Here is a 21,221-nt window from a genome sequence, read left to right as displayed (position 1 = left end):
AATTCAAAAAATAGTGAAGGGCTTAAGCTTGATGTCCTGAAAAAAATACTCGCCGCACATTTCTCTCTGGCCTAATTTCCTTTTAAAAGCCAGTCCCTCCAGCGGCAAAGTATCTCCTGGGCAATGTGTGTTTTTTCACTACTTTATCAGCACGATAACCAAACCACCATGTTCTTACCAAAATTTCTGAAACGGCTCGGTCCGTTTCTTATTCTCGTCGCCTCCTCGCTAGTCCTCCATTCCTGCAACACCGGGAAACCCACGCCTCCGCGCGTGCTGGTGTTTTCCAAAACGAAAGGATGGAAACACTCGTCCATCCCTTTTGCGGACGCCGCGATCCAAAAGTTGGGGAAAGAAAATGGATTTGCCGTCGACACCACTAAAAACGCCGCATACTTCATCGACGACAGTCTGAAAAACTATCACGCCGTCGTGTTCAACAACACCACGCGCAACGTGCTGAATGCCGAACAGCAAGCTGCATTCGAACGCTACATTCAGGCGGGTGGCGGCTACGTTGGCATTCACTCTGCAGCTGATACGGAGTATGAATGGCCCTGGTATGGAAAATTGATGGGTGCCTTTTTCTCCAGCCATCCACACAACTCCAACATCCGCATGGCGACCATCAATGTGACCGACAAAACCCATATTTCCACCAAAGGCCTCCCCGACCATTGGGAACGCAAGGACGAATGGTATAACTACCGCTCCTTCTATCCGGGCATAAAAGTGCTGGCCTACCTGGACGAAAACACCTATGAAGGTGGAACCAACGGCGCCAACCACCCCATCGCCTGGTATCACGAGTTCGACGGCGGCCGGGCGTTCTATACCGCCAGCGGCCACGTGGATTCCAGCTATACCGAACCCCTGTACGTGGAGCATCTTCTGGGCGGTATTAAATATGCCATGGGCAATGGTGTCCTGGACTACAGCAAGTCATATTCGGTGGTCACTCCCGAAGAAAACCGGTTTGTCAAAACCACACTGGTCAACGACCTCAACACCCCGATGGAACTCGCCGTGGCCAACGACGGCCGCATCTTCTTTACGGAATTGCGCAGCGCCAACCTGAGCCTGTATAATTCCAAAACCGGCGAATATAAAATCGTACATCGCTTCGACGTGTGTATCAAGGGCGGCACCGGCCTCATTGGCGTGACCTTGGATCCGGGTTTCCCAAAACAACCTTACATCTACCTGTACTACTCTCCTCCCACCGACAAAGAGCCGATCATTTTTAATCTTTCGCGCTTCGTTTTGAAAGAGGATAATACACTCGACCTGGCATCTGAAAAGGTCCTGTTAAAAGTGCCCGTACAGGAAAACAGCGGCTCTCACCATGGCGGTTCACTGGCCTGGGACAAGGATGGAAATCTCTACTTGTCCACCGGCGACAGCTCAACCCCTTTCCCCGCCAATGGCTACCCTCCGCTGGATGAACGACCGGACAAGCAATACTATTCACAGGACGCCCAACGCGGCCCCTCCAACACCAACGACTTAAAAGGCAAGGTACTTCGCATTCATCCCGAGGCCGATGGCACGTACACCATCCCCGAAGGCAATCTGTTTCCCAAAGGAAAAGAAAAGACCCTGCCCGAGATCTATGTGATGGGTTGCCGCAATCCTTATCGCATTGCTGTCAATCCGAAGACCTCTGTTTTGTATTGGGGAGAGATCGGACCCGATGCGGGCAAAGACAGTGTACAGGGTCCCCGTGGTTACGACGAATTTAATCAGGCCAAGAAGGCTGGTAATTTCGGCTGGCCCTACTTTGTGGGAAACAATTATGCTTACGCCGATTGGGATTTTGCCAAGCAAACTGCAGGCCCGCGCTTCGATCCGGCAAAACCCATAAACAATTCCCCCAACAATACCGGCCTCCAGGAGCTGCCGCCCGCTCAACCGGCCATGATCTGGTATCCTTATGCGGCCTCCAAAGAGTTTCCCGAGCTGGGTCAGGGTGGCCGCAGCGCCATGGCCGGATCGTTTTATACCTACGACAAAGATTCTCCTTCGAAAAACAAATTCCCCGACTACTATGACGGCGCACTATTTGTTTTCGATTGGATGCGCAACTGGGTGCTGGCCCTGCGTTTCGATAAGAACGAAAATTATGTGCGCAGTGAACCCTTCATGTCGGCGAACGGCGACTTCAGGAGACCCATCGACCTGGCTTTTGGCAGCGATGGGGTGATGTACATGCTGGAATATGGTTCGGTATACGGTGCCGACAACGACGACGCACGGCTTGTGAAGATCGAATACAATACCGGCAACAGACCACCCCAGGCCAGTGCCCGCGTCACGGATTCGGTAGCACAAGCTGAATTGAGCAAAAAAGTATTTCTTACCTCCGAGCTTCGGAACCTGCCCGTTGTACGCGAGGCTGTGGGTGAGACACCGCTGCGGGTTCTTTTTAGCAGCGCCGGCACCAGCGACCCTGACGATGACGATGCCATCCGCTATGAATGGCTGTTCGATGGCAAGACCGTCGGCTCGACCGAGGCCAACCCGAAATATACCTATACGACACCGGGCACCTACACCGCCATCTTGCGCGTCAAGGACAAAGCCGGCCTGACCGACACCGACACGATCATCGTGAAGGCGGGTGATGACCGTCCGCTGGTAGCCATCACGTCACATAATAACCGGTCGTTTTTCTGGCCCAAGAAGCCCTTCAGCTATGCTGTGAAAGTGACCGACCACGAGGATGGCAAGATCGACCCAAAAGCGGTGCACGTTTCTTACGAATACATTCCCGAGCCGGTCAACGTGGATGCGAATGGAAAATCAGAAGGCATCGCGGCAACTGGGAATGTGCCGATCGGCTATTCATTGATCGCGGGAAGCGACTGCAAGGCGTGTCATACCTTGGACAAGGTTTCGGTTGGTCCCTCCTATCAAGCTGTGTCGCAACGCTACATCGATAAACCGGACGCCGTGGCCACACTCACCAAGAAGATCATTGCTGGTGGTGGCGGGGTGTGGGGAACAGAACACGTGATGGCGGCCCACCCGCAGCTGGATGAAAAAGATGTCAACGAGATGGTGAAATACATCTTGTCGCTTTCGCGGACGAAGAAAGAAAAGTCCAACCTGCCGCTTCAAGGTACCGTGGCCTTGACCGACAATCGCGAAGACGAGCCCCGTGGCATCTACCGGTTGACAGCGGTGTATACCGACAAAGGCGCACACGGCATCGGACCCGTTTCTCAAACCGATGTGGTGACGCTACGCCACGCAAAAATGAAAACGATCTATACGGATGTGCAGGTGGGATTCTCACGGTTTGGCAATAATCTTACCGCCGGTGATCACAAAGCCTTTATGCTCCTCAAAAACATCGACCTCACTGGCATCCGCCAGGTTTCTTTCGAATATGCCTCCGACAAAGAGGGATTCATCGAAGTGCGCATGGATTCGCAGGCCGGACCTGTGATTGGAAAAGCGAGCGTGAAATCGACCGGCGGATTTGATAAACCCGGAACGACCACAGCAACGTTCGAGAAGCCTGTGTCTGGGATGCATAACGTATTCTTTGTGGTGGTGAAGCCGGAGAAGCCCAACGAGGATATCGCGAAGATCAATACGATCGAATTTGTGGAGTAAAGTTTAACCACATCTCCTTTGCTAAGCTTCGGTGAGCACAGAAAGGCGCGCTAACGCGCAAAGTCAACGCAAAAATGTACGAAGAATTTCTCTGCGTTGACTTTGCGCCTCTGCACCTTCGGCTTAATTTATCTCACGGGTACTATCGAATATCCAACCGGTAACGGTTATCAGAGGTCCGGTGGATCAGGTTGAGGCCAAGTTTTTGGCGCAGGTTTTCGATGTAGACGTCGATGGAAGTGTCGAACAAATAGATCTCAGAGCCCCAGATGTTCCGGAGAAGACTTTCGTGAGAAATGGCTTTGCGGGGATTCTGCGCAAAGAAGAATAGCAATTCAAATTCGGGCCGGCTCAGCGTGATCTCTGCCTCCTTCATTTTTACAGAGCTCAGCTTCCGGTTGATCACCAGGTCGCCGATCTTCAGCTCGCGGATGCTTTTGCGAATCACAAAATTGCGTTTCAACACCGTGTTCACTTTGTAAGTAAGGGCGCGAAGTCCGATCACTTTTTCAATGTAGTCATCACCGCCCGTATCGAGCGCGGCCTCCTGGTAATAACTTTCCGACTTTGCGGTGAGGAAAAAAATATAGGTTTCTTCAAAACGCTTGAGGGCGCGCAGAGCTTTGCAAATCTCTATGCCGTTGGGGTGTGGCATCATGATGTCGAGAATGATGAGGTCGGGGCGGAATTCTTTGGCGACGTCGATGGCCTGGAGGCTGTCGTCGATGGACCTTACCTTGAATCCTTCCTTTTCGAGATTGTATTCCAGCAGCTCCAGAATGTCCCTGTCGTCGTCTACCAACAATACCCGAAATGATTTCTTGTCGCTCATATCTTTAACGAACGACAAAGTAGGAAACAGTTATTACCCCACCTTTACAAGGCAGTTATGAAAAGTTTAATGTTTCTTATTTTTGGGAGCCCAACGACACGGCTAGCGCAACAGCCTCGGCGGTGTTGTCGTTGTAATTTACCGTCACGCGGGTGTCGGTATCGAGCCATTCGATGATCTTTTCGAGACTTTTCTTCTTGACTTTTTTCAGCACGGGCACGCCCAATTGCTTCAGCGAGGCGGCATTGTAATGTTGCTCCAATTGAGATTTCATCGGCACCACCAACAATTTTTTTCCAAGGTAAAGTGCCTCCGCCGGTGTTTCAAAACCAGCGCCGCACAAAACGCCCGTAGCAGAGGTCATGCTGGCCGCAAACTCGTCCTTGCTCACAGGGTACACGGAGAGCTTGCCCACATGATACGGCTTTTTTGCGTGTTTGGAGAAAATATGCCAGCGCACCTGCGGAATGCGTGTGAGCAACGGCACGAGTTTCTTATCGTCGTAAGCGGGCAAATAAACGGTGTAGTGATCTTTCGTTTCGACCTTGCTTTTCCTTACCGCGCTACGGATAACCGGGGTAAACATGTTGTTGTCGTAGCGATCGAAATGAAATGAAACATACTTCTCCACAGGCGCATAATTGTGAAGCACCCACTCCCCTACCGGGTCGATCTTTCGCGGCGTTGGAATCTTAGACGACAGCAAAGCAGACTGATGGCTCAACCCGACGCAAGGAATGTCTCGCTTGCGACAGGCCCAGGCCGACACGGGCTCGAAGTCATTGATCACCAAGTCGTATTTCTCAACCGGGAATTTCTTGATCTCTTTGTAGACTTCCTTCGAGCTGTTTCGCTTGAAGGTTTTCACGAAGTCTATCCCCCCATTGGTGCCAAAAATAAAACTCAGTCCTTTCGATTTGTATTTCACGGGATAGGACAGCTTGATATCCGCTTGGGAACCGCTCACAAACAGGTCGAGGTCGCCATGTTGCTTCAGGGCGGGGATGATGTCTTCGGCGCGGGCGAGGTGGCCGTTGCCGGTGCCTTGGATGGCGTATAAGATCTTCACTTTTTCAGGTTTAAGAATTCGTTGACCAGTCCTTTGAAAATCTTTTCGTTGTCCAGGTTCTCGTTGAGACGCTTGGGGAGCTTTACCGCTTGCGCCTGGGCATCTTCGCTGTAGCGGTAGATGCGCCATTGGCCTGCGTCGTACTCCAGGGACGTTAGATTTTCAATCCAGTCACCCGAATTTAAGTAAATAACTTCACCTTTCTCGGTGGTGATCTTTTTCATTTCGGGATGGTGAATATGGCCACAAATAACGTAGTCGTATTGGTTCTCGATGGCAATGTCGGCGGCCGTTACCTCAAAATCATTGATGAACTTCACGGCGGATTTCACGCTATCTTTCACGCGTTTGGAAAGGGATATTTTTTCCCTGCCCAGTTTCACCGCGATCCAATTCACTAAGGTGTTTATGAGAATGAGCGTGTCGTAGCCAATGGCCCCCAGTTTGGCCAGCCATTTTGAGTATTGCATGGTCACGTCAAAAACGTCGCCATGGAAGATCCAGGCGCGTTTGCCGTTCAGCCGCAGCACCACTTTATTGTCGATCTGGAAAGAGCCGATCCGGAAATTGGCAAACTTGCGCAGCATCTCGTCGTGGTTGCCGGTGAGGTAAATGATCTTGGTGTTTTTGGCGAGAAGCCCGGTGATGTGCTTCACCACCTGCATGTGCGACTTGGGCCAATAGCGTTTGCTAAATTGCCACATATCGATGATGTCGCCGTTCAGAATGAGTTTTTTGGGCCGGATGGTCTTGAGATAACGCAGCAGGTCTTCTGCATGGCACCCGTATGTGCCAAGATGGATATCGGACAATATAACGAGCTCAACGTCCCGTTTTCTTTTCTTACCCATTTTCGCAAACAATGATTCCCTCAGACGAATCCGAAGGAATCTTCAAACCTATGATGTCTTGACCTTACGCTACAAAAGTACACAGGTTGTGTGACATCCCGGCGGACGATCCGTTATCAAATTGTTACCTAAATATAGGCTGATTTCAGAAATGAAACCGCAGGTATTTTATTTTCTCGCCCAGGGCCGCAAAATGTTCCTCATAACGTGTTTTTATATCGAAACACTCGGGACGCAAGGCGGAGTTATACATGTCGTCCGTAAACTGCAGATCGGAAATATCGGTGCGATTTTGGGCTTCTTCCAGGCTGTATTCGTAGAGTGGCGTATTGTCGGTTTTCAGCCGGATGTAGCTGCCGGGTTTTACCAGCTTTTTGTAGATGTCCATGTAGCGAGGACTGGTGAGCCTTCGCTTGATGTCGCGCTTGCGCGGCCGCGGGTCGGGAAACGTGATCCACACTTCGTCCAACTCACCGGGTGTGAAAAAATTCTCCAACAATAAAATCGGTGTGCGCAAGAAGGCTACGTTGGTCAGGTTTTGTTCGGTGGCCAGCGTGCTTCCTTTCCAAATGCGCTCGCCTTTTATGTCGATACCAATGAAATTCTTCTCGGGGAAAAGTTTTGCCAGGCTCACCGTATATTCGCCACGGCCACAAGCCAGTTCCACCGTGATGGGGTTGTCGTTCTTGAAATAGGTGGTGCGCCAGTTCCCTTTGATGGTCTCATAAATATCCTTGGTGCGCTCGATGACGTTTTCGCGCGCTTCGATGATCCTAAATCTTTCCTGCTTTCGTTTCATAAATCGTTTATTTCCGCCACCACAAAGGTGCTCCCCCCAATGAAGATCATGTCGTCCTTTGTGGCTTGTTTCCTTGCCTCCCCGATGGCTTCGTTTACATCGGACACTACTTTTCCATGGAGCCCTGCTGCGAGCGCCATGGCCGACAGCGACTCAGCATCCAATGCCCGGGGGATTTTAGCCTGGCAAAAGTAATAGTTCGCGTCTTTTGGCAAAAGGGCCAGCACATCGCGGATGTCCTTGTCTTTCACCATGCCGATCACCATAAAAAGCTTTTGGTAGGCTTGCGCTTCAATCTGGCGCACCACTTCGTGCATGCCATCCACATTGTGTCCAGTATCGCATACCGTCAGCGGTTGGGTGGAGAGTATTTGCCAGCGTCCCTTCAATCCGGTTTGCTGGACAACCTGTTCCAGGCCCTGACGGAGTTGCTGGCCGGTGATCGTCCATCCCATGCCCCGCATCAGGTTTACCGCCTTCAAAACGCCCGCGATATTTTTGCGTTGATAGAACCCCTGCAACGGCAGGGTTATTTCATTCAATAGAACTTCACGATCGCGCAAAACCTCAAGCGTTACTCGCCCCTCTACCACATGTTGCTCGACATGATATTCCTCCGAAGCAAAGAAGAGGGTAGCTTTTTGTTTTTTTGTGCGATCCAGAAACACCTTGTCGATACCCGGTTGCCGTTCGCTGATCACCACCGGCACGTTGGGTTTGATGATGCCGGCCTTTTCGCCAGCGATCTTCTCCAACGTATCGCCCAAAATATCCTTGTGATCCCACCCGATATTCGTGATGACCGACAACTCGGGCCGTATCACGTTGGTGGAATCCAGTCGTCCTCCCAATCCCACCTCCACGATGGCAATGTCTACGCCGCAAAACACAAAATAATCAAACGCCATCACCACCGTGATCTCAAAGAACGACGGCTCGATTTCTGCAATCAACGGCTTTACACGCTCTGCGAAATCAACCACAAATGACTTTTCAATCTCAGCTCCATTCACACGAATTCGCTCGGTAAACTCTTTCAGGTGCGGCGAAGTATACAGCCCGGTCTTATAGCCTGCCGACTGAAACACCGACGCCAGCATGTGCGACGTGCTGCCTTTGCCATTGGTTCCTGCGATGTGAATGCTTTTGAATTTGTTCTGGGGATTGCCCAGCGCCTCGCATAATTTCTGGGTGTTGCTAAGGTCGTTCTTTAACGCCGCTGCCCCGATGCGCTGGAACATGGGCAGGTTGCTGTAGAGATATTGAAGCGTCTCCGCGTACGTTTGGGACATGGGGCACAAAGGTAAGCGTTGCCTTTATGCAACGCCAGTATTTTCAAAGCCCGGATTCTTCCCGGGGAATATGAAATTCGTCGGCGCTGGCTTGAAGAATGGCCAGCACTTCCTGGTAGGCCAGTAATTTCGCTTCGATGTGGGTAAGTTCTTCGGGATCGGCAAAGCCCCGGCGTTCCTTGAGCTCGCGGATGTTTTGGTGCAGCGTGATGAGCACGTCGTGGATAAATTCGATGTAGCGGGGCTGCATACCCGTACCTTATCTGGAGCGGAACACGAAAGTGACCTTGCCCACGGACTTATCGGGCACGTTAGCGCCCGTCTTGCTAAAGGTGAGATCCTGTACGGCATTGCGACAGATCCGTTCAGCTTCCGCACTCACGGTACTCTGCAGGCGCGTCACCTTTATCACGTTGCCATCCTGGTCCACCTCGATCTCAAACACGAGACGGCCGGTTTCGTTGCTTGGCGTTTTGGGGTTGGGCTTCTCATCCCAGGCCCACCCGGATAGCTCCAGGCCAATCCCGGTTCCTCCACCGGTTCCTCCTCCACTTCCCGGGGAGCCATACAATGCTTTTGAATCTAATGTTCCCTGCGGATTTCCTTTATCGCCCGTCTTGCCGGGGTCATCACCATTGTTGCCAGGTTTGCCTTCTTTCTTGCCCGCATTGTCTCCTTCTGTTTGAGCACTGCTGTTGCTGGGCGGTGTGTATACGGCCTTTGAATCGACTTTGGGTTTAACCGGTTCGACCTTCACTTCGGGCTTGGTCTCCGGTTTCACCTCTGGCTTTTTCTCCTCCGTTTTTTCCTTGGGTTTCTCCTTGACTTCTTCCTTCTTTTCCTTTACAGCAACCGGGCTTTCTTCGTCTTTGCTAGCCAAGATCTTCTCGTCGGCAGCTTTGGTCTCTACCGGTTTTGCTGTCTCGCGTACTTCGGGTTGTTTTTCTTCGGCTTTGGTCTCCTCGGGTTGAGGTTGAGGCTGCTTCGCTTCTTCGGGCTGGTCTCCGTTGTTGCCGATGGGTTCGGTCGGCTGCACATCGCCGTAGCCCTGCTTGTCGGTGCCAAAGTTCAATTCGATGCCTCCCGGGTCGAGCACTTCCCACGGGGGATCGGGAGCGCGCCATCCGATGATGAAAAAGGACAAAACGATCAAAAGCACCTGTATGCCCGTCGTGGTGAAAAAGGCGATAACCCGGTTTTTGCTTTCTTCTTCTCGTGCTTTCATAGTGAGACCGATCGTGTTTCTATAACGCTCCGGAGAGGCAGATCCGTTTAGAAACCAGTTTAAAAAATCATTGCCGGCAGGTTTTGGAGGACCTTCCGGCAGCGGCTGTTAATATTTCACAACCCAGACCTTATCGCCATAATCGCCACCCTTCATGCCGTCGGCGGTGCCTTGGGCGTTGGCATAGGTGTCGGCTTCGGCCACCGCCAGGCGGTGAAATTTCGTTTTACCGAACGGTGGAATGATCTTGGAACCCGTGCCTTTGGCGGCGAGTTTCTTTGCGAAATCCATGATCAGGTCTCCGTCGATCGAGCTTGCGATCACAACATAGTAACGTCCTGTGCGGCCACTCAAGGTTTCGATGGTTCCTGGCGCCGGGTTGGCAGCTGCCTTTTCAGCCTCTGCTTTTAGGCGTGCAGCCTCTGCTTCGGCGGAGGCAATGCTGTCGGCAATATGTCTGCTCTTTGCTTCTTCGACTTCCCGTTTTTCGCGTGCGATCTTTTCCGCTAATGCTTTCGCCCGCGGCTGTTCATAGGCAAAATACCATACGCCCGCTCCTATGGCAGCCAGTAATAACAATATGCCCAGCACTTTTGGCCAGACTGCAGGGCGCTCTTCTTCATATTCGGTGTCGCTGAATTTCTGTTGCTCAAATTCCTCAAAGCGCGGCGGCGTGTCTTGCAAGTCGCCTTCTGGAAGAGCCTCGGGTTCGGGAGTGATCGGTTCAGGTTCTGGGGCGACCGCTTCGGGTTCGGGAGGCGTGTCGCGCTTCAAAGGTTCGTAGTCCACCTCGGGCAAGCCAAAGGTATCGTCGGTATTATCTGTATTCTCGGGTACTTGTTCGTCAGTAGTCTTTTTTCTTCTAGCCATGTTCTGGGCGTTAAGGGTTGATGGAACAGGGTAATTATACAAAAATAAACGAAAATTTCACGGTTACAAAATATGCCCCGCTTGCCAACCCCTTACCTTCGCTCCTTCGCCCCGTCTAAAAGCTCCATGTGATCCCTGCCATGACCTGAAACCCGCGCACCGGATAGTTGAGAAACAACGGATACTTGCTCGAGGTGATGTTGTTCAACTGCACAAAGGCCGAGAAGCTCTGCGAGAACAAATACTCCGTCTTCAGGTTCAGGTCGAACGCTCCTTTCAGGGATACCGCCTTGCTGGTTTCCGGATCCAGCGCCTTCATGCCACCTTGCGCGATCAGGTCGGCATTAAAGAGAATCTTATCATACACGTTGATGGAAGCGTTAGCCGTAAGCTTATACGTGGGGCGATGCCATGCTTCGGCAACACTTCCCGCTGCATAGCTGTAATAGTCTCCGCGCACCATGAACTTCGCCGTTTCCGATTGTGCATAGCTAAGGGCCGCATAGAAGTTTGTTCGCTTCGTGCCGTCGATGTCATACACGGTGGTGAACTTGGAGACGTCCGTTGTCGTGTTCACAAAGTAATACCAGTTCTTCAGGTTGGTGAAGGCCAGACCGGCGTGGGCCGAGACCTTGTTGCCTACTTTGGCGCGAAGGCCGGCGCCAAAGTCGAACGTTTTGTTGGTGTGGAATACCGGCACGTTCGGTGCCAGCCAGATGTTTTCGTTGCTCAGGGATTGCAGCGATACCTTCTCCATGCCGCCACTGAGGTAGGCCACAGCCTCCACGGAAGGGCTCAAAGGATAGGAGGCCTTCACGTCGGGATAGACGTGTGTGTTCTTCTTGTCGATCGAATCGTTCTCAAAGGCCGCCACAAACCCAACGCTGAGCTTCAGGTCGTCGATGACCTTGAACTCATAGGTCGGCGTGACCTGGAACAAGCTGCGGGGTTTTGCCTCCACCTTCTCGTCTTTGCGGCTGATCATAAAATAGTCGGCTTTGATGGCGATGCGCGAGTCCTCGTCCAGCTTATAGGCCGATCTGAAATTGAGGTCTACTTCTGTTTCGCGGGCTTTGTATTTGTCGGCCATGTGGCTGAACGTAGCACCCAAGGTGTAGGCAAAATCAGCGTTTGTCGCATTGGTCAGCTCGCCACCAAGTTTGAAGAGGTTATACGATTGTTTTATCGAAGCTGCATCCACCTCTGTGCCCGGCTTATAACCGTAGAAGTGTGTGGTTCGATTTTCAAATCCGGCATTGCCCGATAAGGCTATGGCATTGCTGAATGACTTTCCAAAAACCGACAGACCCGTAGAGCCACTACCCGAATTGCGTCCGTCCACCGGCCCCCTGTCGGAGCTGTTGTGGTAGAGGTGTGCGCCCACGAGCTTGTTCTTGTCGCGTCGCGTGTTGTAATAGGCTTCGAGCAATGGCGAAACGTAGTTTCCAAATCCGGCCCGCACATAGCCACCATAAACATTCGAGGGGCTTTCCACTTTCAGCTTCAGGGGTTTGATTGGCGGGTTGATGGGAGGCGCCTGCACACTGAAGGTCCGGAAGTCGTAGGTGATCGGCGGCTTGATGGTTTCGGCTGGACGCGGAGGAATCTTTTCAAAATTCCGGTTGGCCTTTGGCAACGTGATCTCGCGTTTGTTCACGATCTCGATCTCTACGTCCTCGATCTCCCCCTCTTTTTCCCAATCCTTTTTTGGCGTCGTGCCTTGCTGCGCACTCACGCTATAGTGCCCCAGAAGTCCTGCCACAAAGAGGACTCCCAGGCGTATGGTCCAAAATGATTTTGTATGTCTTACGTGCATGTTGTTGCTCTTCATCGCAAAAAATGATTAACGATTGTTGTCCAGGGTATCGGCCTGGAGCTGTTTTTGTTTTTCGGCCTCTTTCTGGTCCAGTTCGGTCAACCGGCGACGCGCTTCATCTTTCACGCTTTGCAGTGGGAATTTATCAATGAGCGACTGCAAGGTGGCTTTCGCCTGGAACAGGTCGTCCATGGCCACAAAATTGTCGGCCAGCAAGAGGAAGGACTTCCCTACCCAATCCTGATAGGAAGAGAAATCGTTGTTCAGGCTCACCAGTGTTTCGTAGGACGCCTTGTATTGCTTTTGTTGATATAGGATGAGCGCCAGGGAATATTTGGCTTCCGCGCCGAATTCATCGTGAGCTGAGTTCAAGGTATTCAAAAATTCATCTTTCGCACCTTCCAGATCACCCCGCGCCATGGCGGTTTTACCCAGGTACAGCGATGCTTTGTTTTGTGCGGCAGCATTCACGTTGCCCCGTTCCATGATGATCTTGGCATACACGTCGGCCGAGTCGTATTGCCCGAGCAGGTAGAACGACTCCATGAGTCCCGACCAGGCATTGTATTGGTCCTTCTTGTTTGCCGCTACCCGTTCCACCCGGTGAAAGGATTTTACCGCCTGATCGTATTTGCCTTGCTTGAATTCAATATCGGCCACCCGGGCGATGGTTTTGTTGGCTTGCGTGAACGTGGCATCATTGCTCAGTTCACGATAAATGGGCAGCGCTTTGTCCAGGTCCTTCAACCGGTAATAGGACTCGGCCATGTAGTAGCGCGCTTCCGGAATTTTTGTGCTTTGCGGATAGGCGGCCAGGTAGCTGGTGAAGCTGCTCACAGTCTTTTGATATTGCTGATCAAAGTAAAAATTCTTCGCCGTTTCAAACTCGATGTTCTCAAAACCCTTGTTGTCGGGACTGGATTGTTTCACCTGCGCGAGGTACTTCTCAAACTCTGCCGAACGGCCGGCAATGCTCAACACTTCTTGCAGGGGCAACAGCGCTTCCTGGGCTGCCGGGTGGCCCGGGAATTTATTGATCACGGCCGTGTAGTCCGAAATGGTGCGATCGTATTGTTTCAGATTAAAGTAGGATGCTCCCCTGCGCATATAGGCATAGGGCAGGAAGCGTGAGTTGGTGCCTTCGCGGATCAGCTGCGAAAGACCATCGGCAGCGGCCTGGTAGTTACCTTGTTCGATCTCAAACTGTGCCCGTTGGAAAACCGCCTCGTCACGGTATTGTGACTTCGGATAGTTTTTGATCAGGTCGCCAAACTGGTTGCGTGCCTCCCCATACTTGCGTTGGATGCCGTTGATCATGGCCGACTGCAACAGCACGTAGTCGCTATCCGTCGAGCCGAGGGTGCGCGCCTTGTTGTAGTTGGCCAGTGCATCGTCGTATTGACGGTTCACATAGTAGCAGTCGCCCAGGCGGATCACTCCGTCGGCGTAGTTGACGGTGGCTTTATTGCCTTTGTTCACAAATTCTTTAAAGCTGAACAGGGCTTTGTCGTAGGTCTGAAGGTTGAAGTAGGCATAACCCAATCCATAACGGGTCTTCAACAACACGTCGGGGTCTACCGCTCCTCCCAATCCAACAACGCGCAAATAGTTTGTGGCGGCTTCCTCGTACTGCTTTCCAATGGAAAATGCCTCTCCACACCAAAAGCTTGCCAACGCCACGTAGTTGGGGTCGATGGGGAACTCCAGTGACTTTTTGAAATACGTCACCGCTTCTTCATATTCTTCTTTATTGAACAGCTCGGAGCCTTTGAGGTAGGCCGCCTTCTGGTATGCTTGGTTGATGTATTGGTTGCGGGTGGGCAATGCATCAATGTACTCGATGGCTTTGTTGAAATTATTCCCGTTCACATAGGCTTGCGCCAGCAACTCCTTCACCTCCACGGTATGGTTACTGGACGGATACGCCTTGAGGTAGCGTTCAAACTCGTCGATGGCCTGGTCGGGCTTGCCGGCATCGTAGGATACTTTTGCATATTGGAACGAGCTCTCTTCGGCCAGCTTTTCGTCTTTCGGGTTTTTACGGGCATAGCTAAAGGCGTTCAGTGCATAAGGCTTGTTGCCTTGTTTGAGATAGAGAATGCCCAGGTAATAGGAGGCATAGTAGCTCACGGTATCTTTGGCCGCGGCGGCCTTATCCAAATACTCGATGCCTTTGGCGGTGTTGCCCGCCGCATAGTTGGCATAGCCGGCACGGAAGAGGACTCCGGTCTCGGGCTTGGCATTGTTGTCTAGGTATTTTTGATAGGAGTCCAGCGCTTTTTTGTAGTCTCCTTTATAGTATTGGGCTTCTGCTACGAGCATGGCAATCTCGTTGGCATTGCCCAAGTCGGAGCGTCCTTTCAAACTGTTGGCATATTCGATCACGGTGTCATAGCGTCCTTGCTTATAATAAATATTCGCGATCAGGTAAGGCACAATGTTGGCATAGGATGGGCTGCTCTCCGCCTTCTTCAGATCGAAGAGGGCCTCTTCGTATTTGCCGCGGGAGTATTCGATAAAACCTGCATAATAATTGGAGGCCGGTGTGTAGGCATTGCTGAGGCGCTTCACAAAGTTGAATTGTTCCAGCGCTTCGTCGAGTTTCTTTTGGTTGAAATAGCTGTAACCCCACTTAAAATGTCCCTGGCTTTGCTGGTCCAGGGTGAGCGCGGGGAAGTCCACTTTTTTGAAATAGGTCGAGGCCTTTATATAGTTGCCTTCCCCATAAAAGAAATTGGCCAGGTCGTAAAAAGCGGTCGAGGCTTTGGGGCTGGAGGGGTTATGATCGATGAAATCGTCGATGAGTTTCTCACCATCGCGATGCCCCAAGCTGAGGGCACTGAAGGCGACGTAGTATTCAGCCTCGCTCCTGCGCGAATCGGTGGGCGACGCCTGGGCGAGAAAGTCGGTGAACACCTGGCGGGCGGCTCCATAATTGGAGTGGTTCACCAATTCGGTGCCGCGGCGGTAGAGCTTCTCCACTTTGTTTTGAGAGAGCTGATCCTGCGCGAAGAGTCCATAACTGCCAAAGACAAAAACAGAGAGAATCGTAAATCTGTACATTACACGTGTGTATGAGTTGTGAGTAAAACAGCGTTGCAAAAAAATTATTGCAAATAAAGAACCAAAAAAATAAGTTGAAAAAATTGTCCGCTGCCCAAATTGCATGGACTTAAAGGTAATGCGCGAAGGTGTGATTGTCCAAATTTGTGGTGCAATTATGCACTTGCCCCGTGCATGAGGCGCCATACCAGCTCTCTGAAAATTTGTCCCTCGTCAGCTGACCCCGTGTTCACGCCTTTCAACTTCAGATCGGCATCTTTCAACGATGCGATGTTGTCGATGATGCTTTGGGGTGGATATTGACGTAAAGCCAAACTGTAATCACGCACGGCATAAGGACTCACTTTCAGTTCACTAGCTAGTCCCTTCTCACTCTTATCTGGAGCTTGCGTAGCGATGAGCAGCTTGCTGAAGAACGAGTAAAGATAGGCCACCACGGGGATCATGGGATTCTTTTTGGAGTTGCTTTCGAAGTAGTTCACGATCTTGTTGGCCAGCAAGGTGTCGCGGTGAAGGATGGCTTTTTGAAGTTCAAAGATATTATACTCTTTGCTCACGCCCACCTGGCTCATCACGCGCTCGGCGGAAATGCTCTCCCCTGCCGGAAGGGAGATGATGATCTTGTCGATCTCGTTGGCCAGGCGATGGAGGTCGTTGCCCACAAACTCGCAGAGGCTTTGGACGGCGCGATCGTCGATCGATATCTTCTTCTCCTTGGTGTATTCCAGCACAAATTCGGGAAGCTGGTTCTCGTAGATCTTTTTCGTGGTGATGGTGACGGCCAGTTGATCGATCTTCTTGCCCAATTCGCGCCGTTTGTCGAGCGATTTGTGTTTGTGGCAGAAGACCAACACAGTGCTGGGCACTTGCTTGGCCAGGTAGTCCAGCAACAATTTGGCGCCGATCTCTTTGTTGAGGTCCTGGATGTCTTGCGCTTCTTTCACGATCACCACCTGCCGCTCGGCCATCATGGGAAAGCGGCGGGCATGGGTGAGGATGGTCGCCATGGTCACGTCCTTGCCATAGACGATCACCTGGTTAAATCCTTTTTCCGCTTCCGACAACGCGTGCTGCTCGACGTAGTCGGAGAGCAGGTCGATGTAGAAGGTCTCCTCCCCTTGCAGGAAATAGACCGGCGCATATTTGCGGGCCTTGAGGTCGGTTAATACTTTCTTAACACTGGCATCCATATCAACTCACGTTCTTTTTCTTGCTAAAGGTAATGGCCGAACCGATACCCACCAACGCTCCGGCAAAATGCGATTCCCACGAAATCTCCGGATCGGTCGGCAACACGCCATAGAAGACGCTGCCATAGAGGATCAGCACGACCACGGAAACGAAGATGGACAGGAAATCGCGCCGGAAGATGCCGAAGAAGATCAGGAAGAACGCCAGGGCATAGACCAACCCGCTCGCGCCGATGTGGTTGGCCGGCCGGGCAAAGAGCCACACCAGGATGTTGGTCCAGAAATAGCCGCGAAAGAATACCTGCGCGCCGATGCGGTTATAAAAGAAGAAAAGCACCGCGCCCAGGAACAGGAGCGGGATGGTGTTGGAGATCAAGTGGAGGATGCTGCCATGAAGCAACGGTCCCAAGAAAATGCCAAGCAAGCCCTGGAATGTGCGGGGTACGATGCCAAATTGCCTCAAGGGTAATCCGAACATCACCTCTACATAAAAAGCAGCCCACATCAGAAAAACCAGTCGAATCGGAACTACCGAACTACCAATCACCGAAGTATCTGACGCCATATGCAACCGGCTTTTCACCAACTGCAAAGATGAAAATTGCTTCGAAATGAAAATAAAAAAAAGGCCGGGAAGGCGAAAATTAATTTTTGGCAGGGTCGCTGATCATGGTCAGCTGCAGGAGTTTGGCCTCCTCGGCGTTCACCTTGTTCATGCCCCACAGCCCGCCGGACGAGGAGGCTATTTTTGCGGCAAGCTCTTTCAGGACTTTGTATAGCTGGATGGCAAAAGCGTTGTCGATCTTCTTCCACAGGGTGCTGATCTGCCCCAATTCCTGGACGAGCAAGGGGGTGCGTTGTGTGGACTCGTAGGGATAGCTTTGGATGAGGATCTTGAGTTTATCTTCAAAATCCTGGGAAACTTCTTTGAAATAGCCGGTCAGTTCCGTGTCGCCCTTTTGACGGGCCTGGGTTAGGTTGATGGCCTCCCGGATTTCCTTGCGGTCAATATCGCCATCGGCTCCTGCAATGAGTATGCATACCAAGAGGGGAGCTTTTAGCATGAGCTCCATTTCTGCGTCGTTCAGACCGGAGAATCCTTTTACCATAACACCTACCATAAAAGCTAATCAAAATTTCCCAAAGCAAGGCGATTTCCAAATTTTTCTTTTCACGAATTGCCCCGGTTTATCTCCAATGACATATATTGTATGGATTTCCATTTTTTTATAAGGCTTGGCTAGGAAATGAACCAGGCCCTAGCCATGAGCGGAGAATGTACTATTTAACCTTAGCGTAGATCATGTACGAAAAAGACCCTGTTAAGATCTTTGTTGTTGAAGATGACCCCGCCTACACGAAATTCCTCAAATACGTTCTGGGACTAAATCCGGATTACGAGGTGGAATATTATACAACCGGCAAGGACTGCCTGGCAAACTTGTATAAAAACCCCGCGATCATCACACTGGACTATTCCTTGCCGGATATGCCGGGTGAAAAAGTGTTGGGCCAGATCCGTGGTCATGATCCCAACATCAACGTCATTATCGTGTCGGCGCAGGAGAAGATCCACACAGCCGTGGAGTTGTTAAAATCCGGCGCATACGATTACATCTCCAAAGATCACGAGACCAAAGAGCGCCTGCTCAACTCGATCAACAACGCCCGGAACAAGACCTCCCTCATCAAGGAGATCGACCACCTCAAGAAGGAAATCTCAGAGAAATACGAATTCGAAAAAAGCATTGTGGGCACCAGCCCGGCTATACGGCGTACGTTCGCATTGCTGGAAAAGGCAGTCCAAACCAATATCTCGGTCAGCATTTCGGGTGAAACCGGGACCGGTAAGGAGCTGGTAGCGAAGGCCATACACTATAATTCGAAGCGAAAAAGCAAACCCTTTGTCGCGGTTAACATTGCCGCGATTCCCCGCGAGCTGATCGAAAGCGAATTGTTCGGCCACGAGAAAGGGGCCTTCACCGGGGCCGTTACGCGCCGGATCGGCAAGTTCGAAGAAGCCGAAGGTGGCAGCATCTTTTTGGACGAGATCGGCGAAATGGACCTGAACCTCCAGGCAAAGCTGCTCCGCGTTTTACAAGAGCGCGAAGTTACCCGCATCGGGGGCAACCAGGTGATCAAGCTCGACGTGCGCATCATCGCCGCCACGCACAAGGATCTGGCGGAAGAGGTTAAGGGCGGACGTTTTAGGGAGGACTTATACTATCGCCTGCTGGGATTGCCCATCATGCTCCCTCCCCTCCGCGAACGCGGCAACGACGTGCTGCTGGTCGCCAAACATTTCCTGGATCAGTTTGCCACCGAAAACCAGATGCGCAAATTCAAGATCACGCCCGAAGCCCAGGAGAAACTGATGCAATATCCCTTCCCCGGAAACATACGCGAGTTGAAATCCATTATCGAGTTGTCGGCCGTGATGGCCGAAGACCAGGAGATACGGCCACAAGACATCAGCTTTAACAGTACGGCCCGCATGGAGTCGTTCCTCTACCAGGAAATGACCATGCAGGAGTTCATGTACCGCATCATTCGTCATTTTCTCAACAAGTACGACAACAACGTTTTGGAAGTAGCCAAGAAATTGGATATCGGAAAATCGTCGTTGTACCGCTATTTGAAAGAGATGGAGGAAGCAGGAATTTAGACCTATGGCATGAAGCTTCAGAACTATGTGAACAAGGGCGCCTTCTACGAGGCGGTGGTGGAAGATGGATCGGATATCATCTTCATTGTAGATTTCACGGGAAAGATCCGCTACCACAACGCGTCGGTTCACGAGACGCTGGGCTACCGGTCGAAGAGTTTGATCGGAAAGAATTTTTTCGATTACATCCTGCCTTCGACGGTACAGGACTTGAAGGAGCAATTCAAAAAGAGCCAGAAGCGCGCCTATTCCGAAAATGTGGAGTTCCAATTTCTTTGCAAGGACCTCTCCTACCGCTACCTGGAATTCAACGCCATCAATCTGAAGCACAAAGAAGGACTCGATGGGTTCATTCTGGACTGCCGCGACATTGCCCAGCGCAAGGAAGACGAAGCGGAACTGGTGAGACTTCAAAAGGCCAAGGAGCAATTCCTGGCCAACATGAGTCATGAGATCCGTACGCCCATCAACGGCATTGCCGGGATGGCCAACCTGCTGAGCCAGAATCCAAGCCCCGAGGAACGCGAGACCTACCTCAACGCTATACGCCATTCCGCCGAAAACCTGAAGGTGATCATCAACGACATCCTCGACCTGGCGGCCATCGAATCCGGCAAATTGCGGCTGGAGAAAATCGCGTTCAACCTCAACGATCTCGTGCCCTCCCTGCTGAGCACGTTCACCTACCAGGCGCGCGAAAAGCGGATCTCCCTGGAACATAAGATCGACGAAAAACTCAACAAGATCCTCCTCGGTGACCCGGTGCGATTGAATCAAGTGTTGATCAACCTCATCAGCAATGCAGTAAAATTTACGCACAACGGCTCCATACAAGTCATTTGTTCCCTGGAGCGCGAGCAGAAAGGCATTTGCTGGGTGCGTACCGAAGTGATCGATACCGGCGTGGGCATTCCTGACGAAAAGCTGAACACCATCTTTGAAAGCTTCAGCCAGGCCGATGCCAGCGTGACCCGCAAATATGGCGGCACCGGGCTCGGGCTCACCATCGTGAAGCAGTTGGTAGAGCTTCAGAACGGGAGCATCACGGTGAAGAGTAAGGAACACGTCGGCTCAGCATTCATTGTGCTCGTGCCCTATGCTGTGGGGAAAGTGAACTCCTTTTCGGTGACCTCACCAAAAAATGAAAAAGCATTAAAAGAAGTAAACGCGTCGCAGCTCTATGTGCTACTGGTGGAAGACAACGACATCAACCGCCTCTATGCGAAAAGCATTTTGAAGAACTGGCAGTGTTTTACCGACACCGCCGAGAACGGGCTGGTGGCCTTGGAAAAGATCAAGAACCAGGAATATGACGTGGTGCTGATGGACATCCAGATGCCGGTCATGGATGGCTACGAGACCACCAAAGCCATCCGCATGATGGACCCGCCCGTCAGCAACATTCCTATCCTGGCGCTCACGGCCAATGCCACGAAAGCCGATGTAGAGAAATGCATCGCGGCCGGCATGAATGACTATTTGCCTAAGCCTTTCACCCCAGATGACCTTTACCGGAAATTGTTCAAAGAACTGAAGATCCAGCCCCTTCAGAAAACCAAAAAGAAGACCACTAGCAAGCCCAAGGCCTATAACCTGGAATACCTGCGTTCGGTCTCCGGTAACAATGAGGAGTTTATCCGCGAGATGGTGCTCACCTTCACCCAAACCATCCCGCCCGTGCTGGTGGACATGAAATCGGCCGTCGAAAGTTCGGATTGGGAGAAGCTTGCCCGGTTGGCTCACCAGATCAAACCGTCGTTTACGCTGATGGGATTGAATGCGCTGCGTACCAACATTTTGTTCATTGAAGAGAACAGCAAGCAATTGACCAAGCTGGACGAATTGCCACAGGTGGTTGCCGACTTTATCCGGCAATGCGACCTCATCCTTCCCGAACTGGCGCGGGAAGCGCTACCGGGATAGGTTGT

General features: G+C 51.6%; 16 protein-coding genes. 3 read left to right on the top strand and 13 right to left on the bottom strand.

All coding sequences use genetic code 11. The annotated features are described in order from the left end of the window. Nucleotides 1–168 precede the first annotated feature (168 nt). A complete protein-coding gene (locus D4L85_RS23200; protein WP_228450591.1) occupies nucleotides 169–3,621 on the top strand; it encodes a ThuA domain-containing protein in 3,453 nt (1,150 codons plus the stop codon). Between the two features lie 142 nt (nucleotides 3,622–3,763). Here D4L85_RS23200 and D4L85_RS23195 read toward each other — a convergent pair whose 3' ends face one another. The 13 genes from D4L85_RS23195 to D4L85_RS23135 all read right to left on the bottom strand — a co-directional run bounded on the left by D4L85_RS23195 (nucleotide 3,764) and on the right by D4L85_RS23135 (nucleotide 17,737). Beyond that, nucleotides 3,764–4,453 (bottom strand): response regulator transcription factor, encoded by a 690-nt coding sequence (locus D4L85_RS23195; RefSeq protein WP_119756549.1) that lies wholly within the window; start codon nucleotides 4,451–4,453, stop codon nucleotides 3,764–3,766. Between the two features lie 76 nt (nucleotides 4,454–4,529). Continuing rightward, entirely contained in the window at nucleotides 4,530–5,522 is a 993-nt protein-coding gene (locus D4L85_RS23190) for a glycosyltransferase family protein (RefSeq protein WP_119756548.1), read from the bottom strand. After that, nucleotides 5,519–6,373 (bottom strand): UDP-2,3-diacylglucosamine diphosphatase, encoded by an 855-nt coding sequence (locus D4L85_RS23185; RefSeq protein WP_119756547.1) that lies wholly within the window; start codon nucleotides 6,371–6,373, stop codon nucleotides 5,519–5,521. Before D4L85_RS23185 ends, D4L85_RS23190 begins: the two co-directional genes overlap by 4 nt. A 145-nt stretch (nucleotides 6,374–6,518) precedes the next feature. After that, on the bottom strand, nucleotides 6,519–7,172 hold the full coding sequence (gene trmB, locus D4L85_RS23180; RefSeq protein WP_119756546.1) for a tRNA (guanosine(46)-N7)-methyltransferase TrmB: 654 nt from the start codon (nucleotides 7,170–7,172) through the stop codon (nucleotides 6,519–6,521). Beyond that, complete coding sequence (locus D4L85_RS23175; RefSeq protein ID WP_119756545.1) at nucleotides 7,169–8,464, bottom strand: bifunctional folylpolyglutamate synthase/dihydrofolate synthase; 1,296 nt, start codon at nucleotides 8,462–8,464, stop codon at nucleotides 7,169–7,171. The genes trmB and D4L85_RS23175 overlap by 4 nt, the downstream gene beginning before the upstream one ends. 43 nt (nucleotides 8,465–8,507) lie before the next feature. After that, nucleotides 8,508–8,714 carry a hypothetical protein gene (locus D4L85_RS23170; protein ID WP_119756544.1) on the bottom strand — a complete coding sequence of 69 codons (207 nt, stop codon included), beginning with the start codon at nucleotides 8,712–8,714 and terminating at the stop codon, nucleotides 8,508–8,510. Between the two features lie 9 nt (nucleotides 8,715–8,723). Beyond that, nucleotides 8,724–9,689: a hypothetical protein gene (locus D4L85_RS23165; RefSeq protein WP_119756543.1), complete on the bottom strand. Its 966-nt coding sequence runs from the start codon at nucleotides 9,687–9,689 to the stop codon at nucleotides 8,724–8,726. 108 nt (nucleotides 9,690–9,797) lie between these two features. Further along, on the bottom strand, nucleotides 9,798–10,559 hold the full coding sequence (locus D4L85_RS23160; RefSeq protein WP_119756542.1) for a hypothetical protein: 762 nt from the start codon (nucleotides 10,557–10,559) through the stop codon (nucleotides 9,798–9,800). Nucleotides 10,560–10,674: 115 nt separating this feature from the next. After that, nucleotides 10,675–12,390, bottom strand: a complete 1,716-nt coding sequence (locus tag D4L85_RS23155; RefSeq protein ID WP_119756541.1) for a porin family protein — start codon at nucleotides 12,388–12,390, stop codon at nucleotides 10,675–10,677. A 12-nt stretch (nucleotides 12,391–12,402) separates the two neighbouring features. Next, entirely contained in the window at nucleotides 12,403–15,438 is a 3,036-nt protein-coding gene (locus D4L85_RS23150) for a tetratricopeptide repeat protein (RefSeq protein WP_160143938.1), read from the bottom strand. 155 nt (nucleotides 15,439–15,593) lie between these two features. After that, nucleotides 15,594–16,628: a DNA polymerase III subunit delta gene (gene holA, locus D4L85_RS23145; protein ID WP_119756539.1), complete on the bottom strand. Its 1,035-nt coding sequence runs from the start codon at nucleotides 16,626–16,628 to the stop codon at nucleotides 15,594–15,596. Between the two features lies 1 nt (nucleotide 16,629). Then, nucleotides 16,630–17,193, bottom strand: a complete 564-nt coding sequence (locus tag D4L85_RS23140; protein WP_228450589.1) for a rhomboid family intramembrane serine protease — start codon at nucleotides 17,191–17,193, stop codon at nucleotides 16,630–16,632. A gap of 79 nt (nucleotides 17,194–17,272) precedes the next feature. Further along, complete coding sequence (locus D4L85_RS23135) at nucleotides 17,273–17,737, bottom strand: hypothetical protein (RefSeq protein ID WP_119756538.1); 465 nt, start codon at nucleotides 17,735–17,737, stop codon at nucleotides 17,273–17,275. 194 nt (nucleotides 17,738–17,931) lie between these two features. On the opposite strand from D4L85_RS23135, the gene D4L85_RS23130 reads away from it, so the two are divergent. Together D4L85_RS23130 and D4L85_RS23125 are read left to right on the top strand one after the other, a co-directional pair. Continuing rightward, nucleotides 17,932–19,293: a sigma-54-dependent transcriptional regulator gene (locus tag D4L85_RS23130; protein ID WP_119756537.1), complete on the top strand. Its 1,362-nt coding sequence runs from the start codon at nucleotides 17,932–17,934 to the stop codon at nucleotides 19,291–19,293. Nucleotides 19,294–19,302: 9 nt separating this feature from the next. Continuing rightward, entirely contained in the window at nucleotides 19,303–21,216 is a 1,914-nt protein-coding gene (locus tag D4L85_RS23125) for a PAS domain-containing hybrid sensor histidine kinase/response regulator (protein ID WP_119756536.1), read from the top strand. Nucleotides 21,217–21,221 lie beyond the last annotated feature (5 nt).

The sequence above is a fragment of the Chryseolinea soli genome, from assembly GCF_003589925.1.
Lineage (GTDB): Bacteria > Bacteroidota > Bacteroidia > Cytophagales > Cyclobacteriaceae > Chryseolinea > Chryseolinea soli.
Note: the sequence above shows the minus strand (reverse complement) of the source record. Positions and strands in the feature narration are given on the sequence as shown.

Excerpts from the sequence above, each read along its gene's own strand:
- D4L85_RS23155 (WP_119756541.1), bottom strand. The coding sequence starts at position 12,390 with ATGAAGAGCAACAACATGCACGTAAGACATACAAAATCATTTTGGACC.
- D4L85_RS23125 (WP_119756536.1), top strand. The coding sequence starts at position 19,303 with ATGAAGCTTCAGAACTATGTGAACAAGGGCGCCTTCTACGAGGCGGTG.
- D4L85_RS23135 (WP_119756538.1), bottom strand. The coding sequence starts at position 17,737 with ATGGTAAAAGGATTCTCCGGTCTGAACGACGCAGAAATGGAGCTCATG.
- D4L85_RS23150 (WP_160143938.1), bottom strand. The coding sequence starts at position 15,438 with ATGTACAGATTTACGATTCTCTCTGTTTTTGTCTTTGGCAGTTATGGA.
- D4L85_RS23130 (WP_119756537.1), top strand. The coding sequence starts at position 17,932 with ATGTACGAAAAAGACCCTGTTAAGATCTTTGTTGTTGAAGATGACCCC.
- D4L85_RS23160 (WP_119756542.1), bottom strand. The coding sequence starts at position 10,559 with ATGGCTAGAAGAAAAAAGACTACTGACGAACAAGTACCCGAGAATACA.
- D4L85_RS23185 (WP_119756547.1), bottom strand. The coding sequence starts at position 6,373 with ATGGGTAAGAAAAGAAAACGGGACGTTGAGCTCGTTATATTGTCCGAT.
- D4L85_RS23140 (WP_228450589.1), bottom strand. The coding sequence starts at position 17,193 with ATGGCGTCAGATACTTCGGTGATTGGTAGTTCGGTAGTTCCGATTCGA.
- D4L85_RS23165 (WP_119756543.1), bottom strand. The coding sequence starts at position 9,689 with ATGAAAGCACGAGAAGAAGAAAGCAAAAACCGGGTTATCGCCTTTTTC.
- holA (WP_119756539.1), bottom strand. The coding sequence starts at position 16,628 with ATGGATGCCAGTGTTAAGAAAGTATTAACCGACCTCAAGGCCCGCAAA.
- D4L85_RS23200 (WP_228450591.1), top strand. The coding sequence starts at position 169 with ATGTTCTTACCAAAATTTCTGAAACGGCTCGGTCCGTTTCTTATTCTC.
- trmB (WP_119756546.1), bottom strand. The coding sequence starts at position 7,172 with ATGAAACGAAAGCAGGAAAGATTTAGGATCATCGAAGCGCGCGAAAAC.
- D4L85_RS23170 (WP_119756544.1), bottom strand. The coding sequence starts at position 8,714 with ATGCAGCCCCGCTACATCGAATTTATCCACGACGTGCTCATCACGCTG.
- D4L85_RS23195 (WP_119756549.1), bottom strand. The coding sequence starts at position 4,453 with ATGAGCGACAAGAAATCATTTCGGGTATTGTTGGTAGACGACGACAGG.
- D4L85_RS23175 (WP_119756545.1), bottom strand. The coding sequence starts at position 8,464 with ATGTCCCAAACGTACGCGGAGACGCTTCAATATCTCTACAGCAACCTG.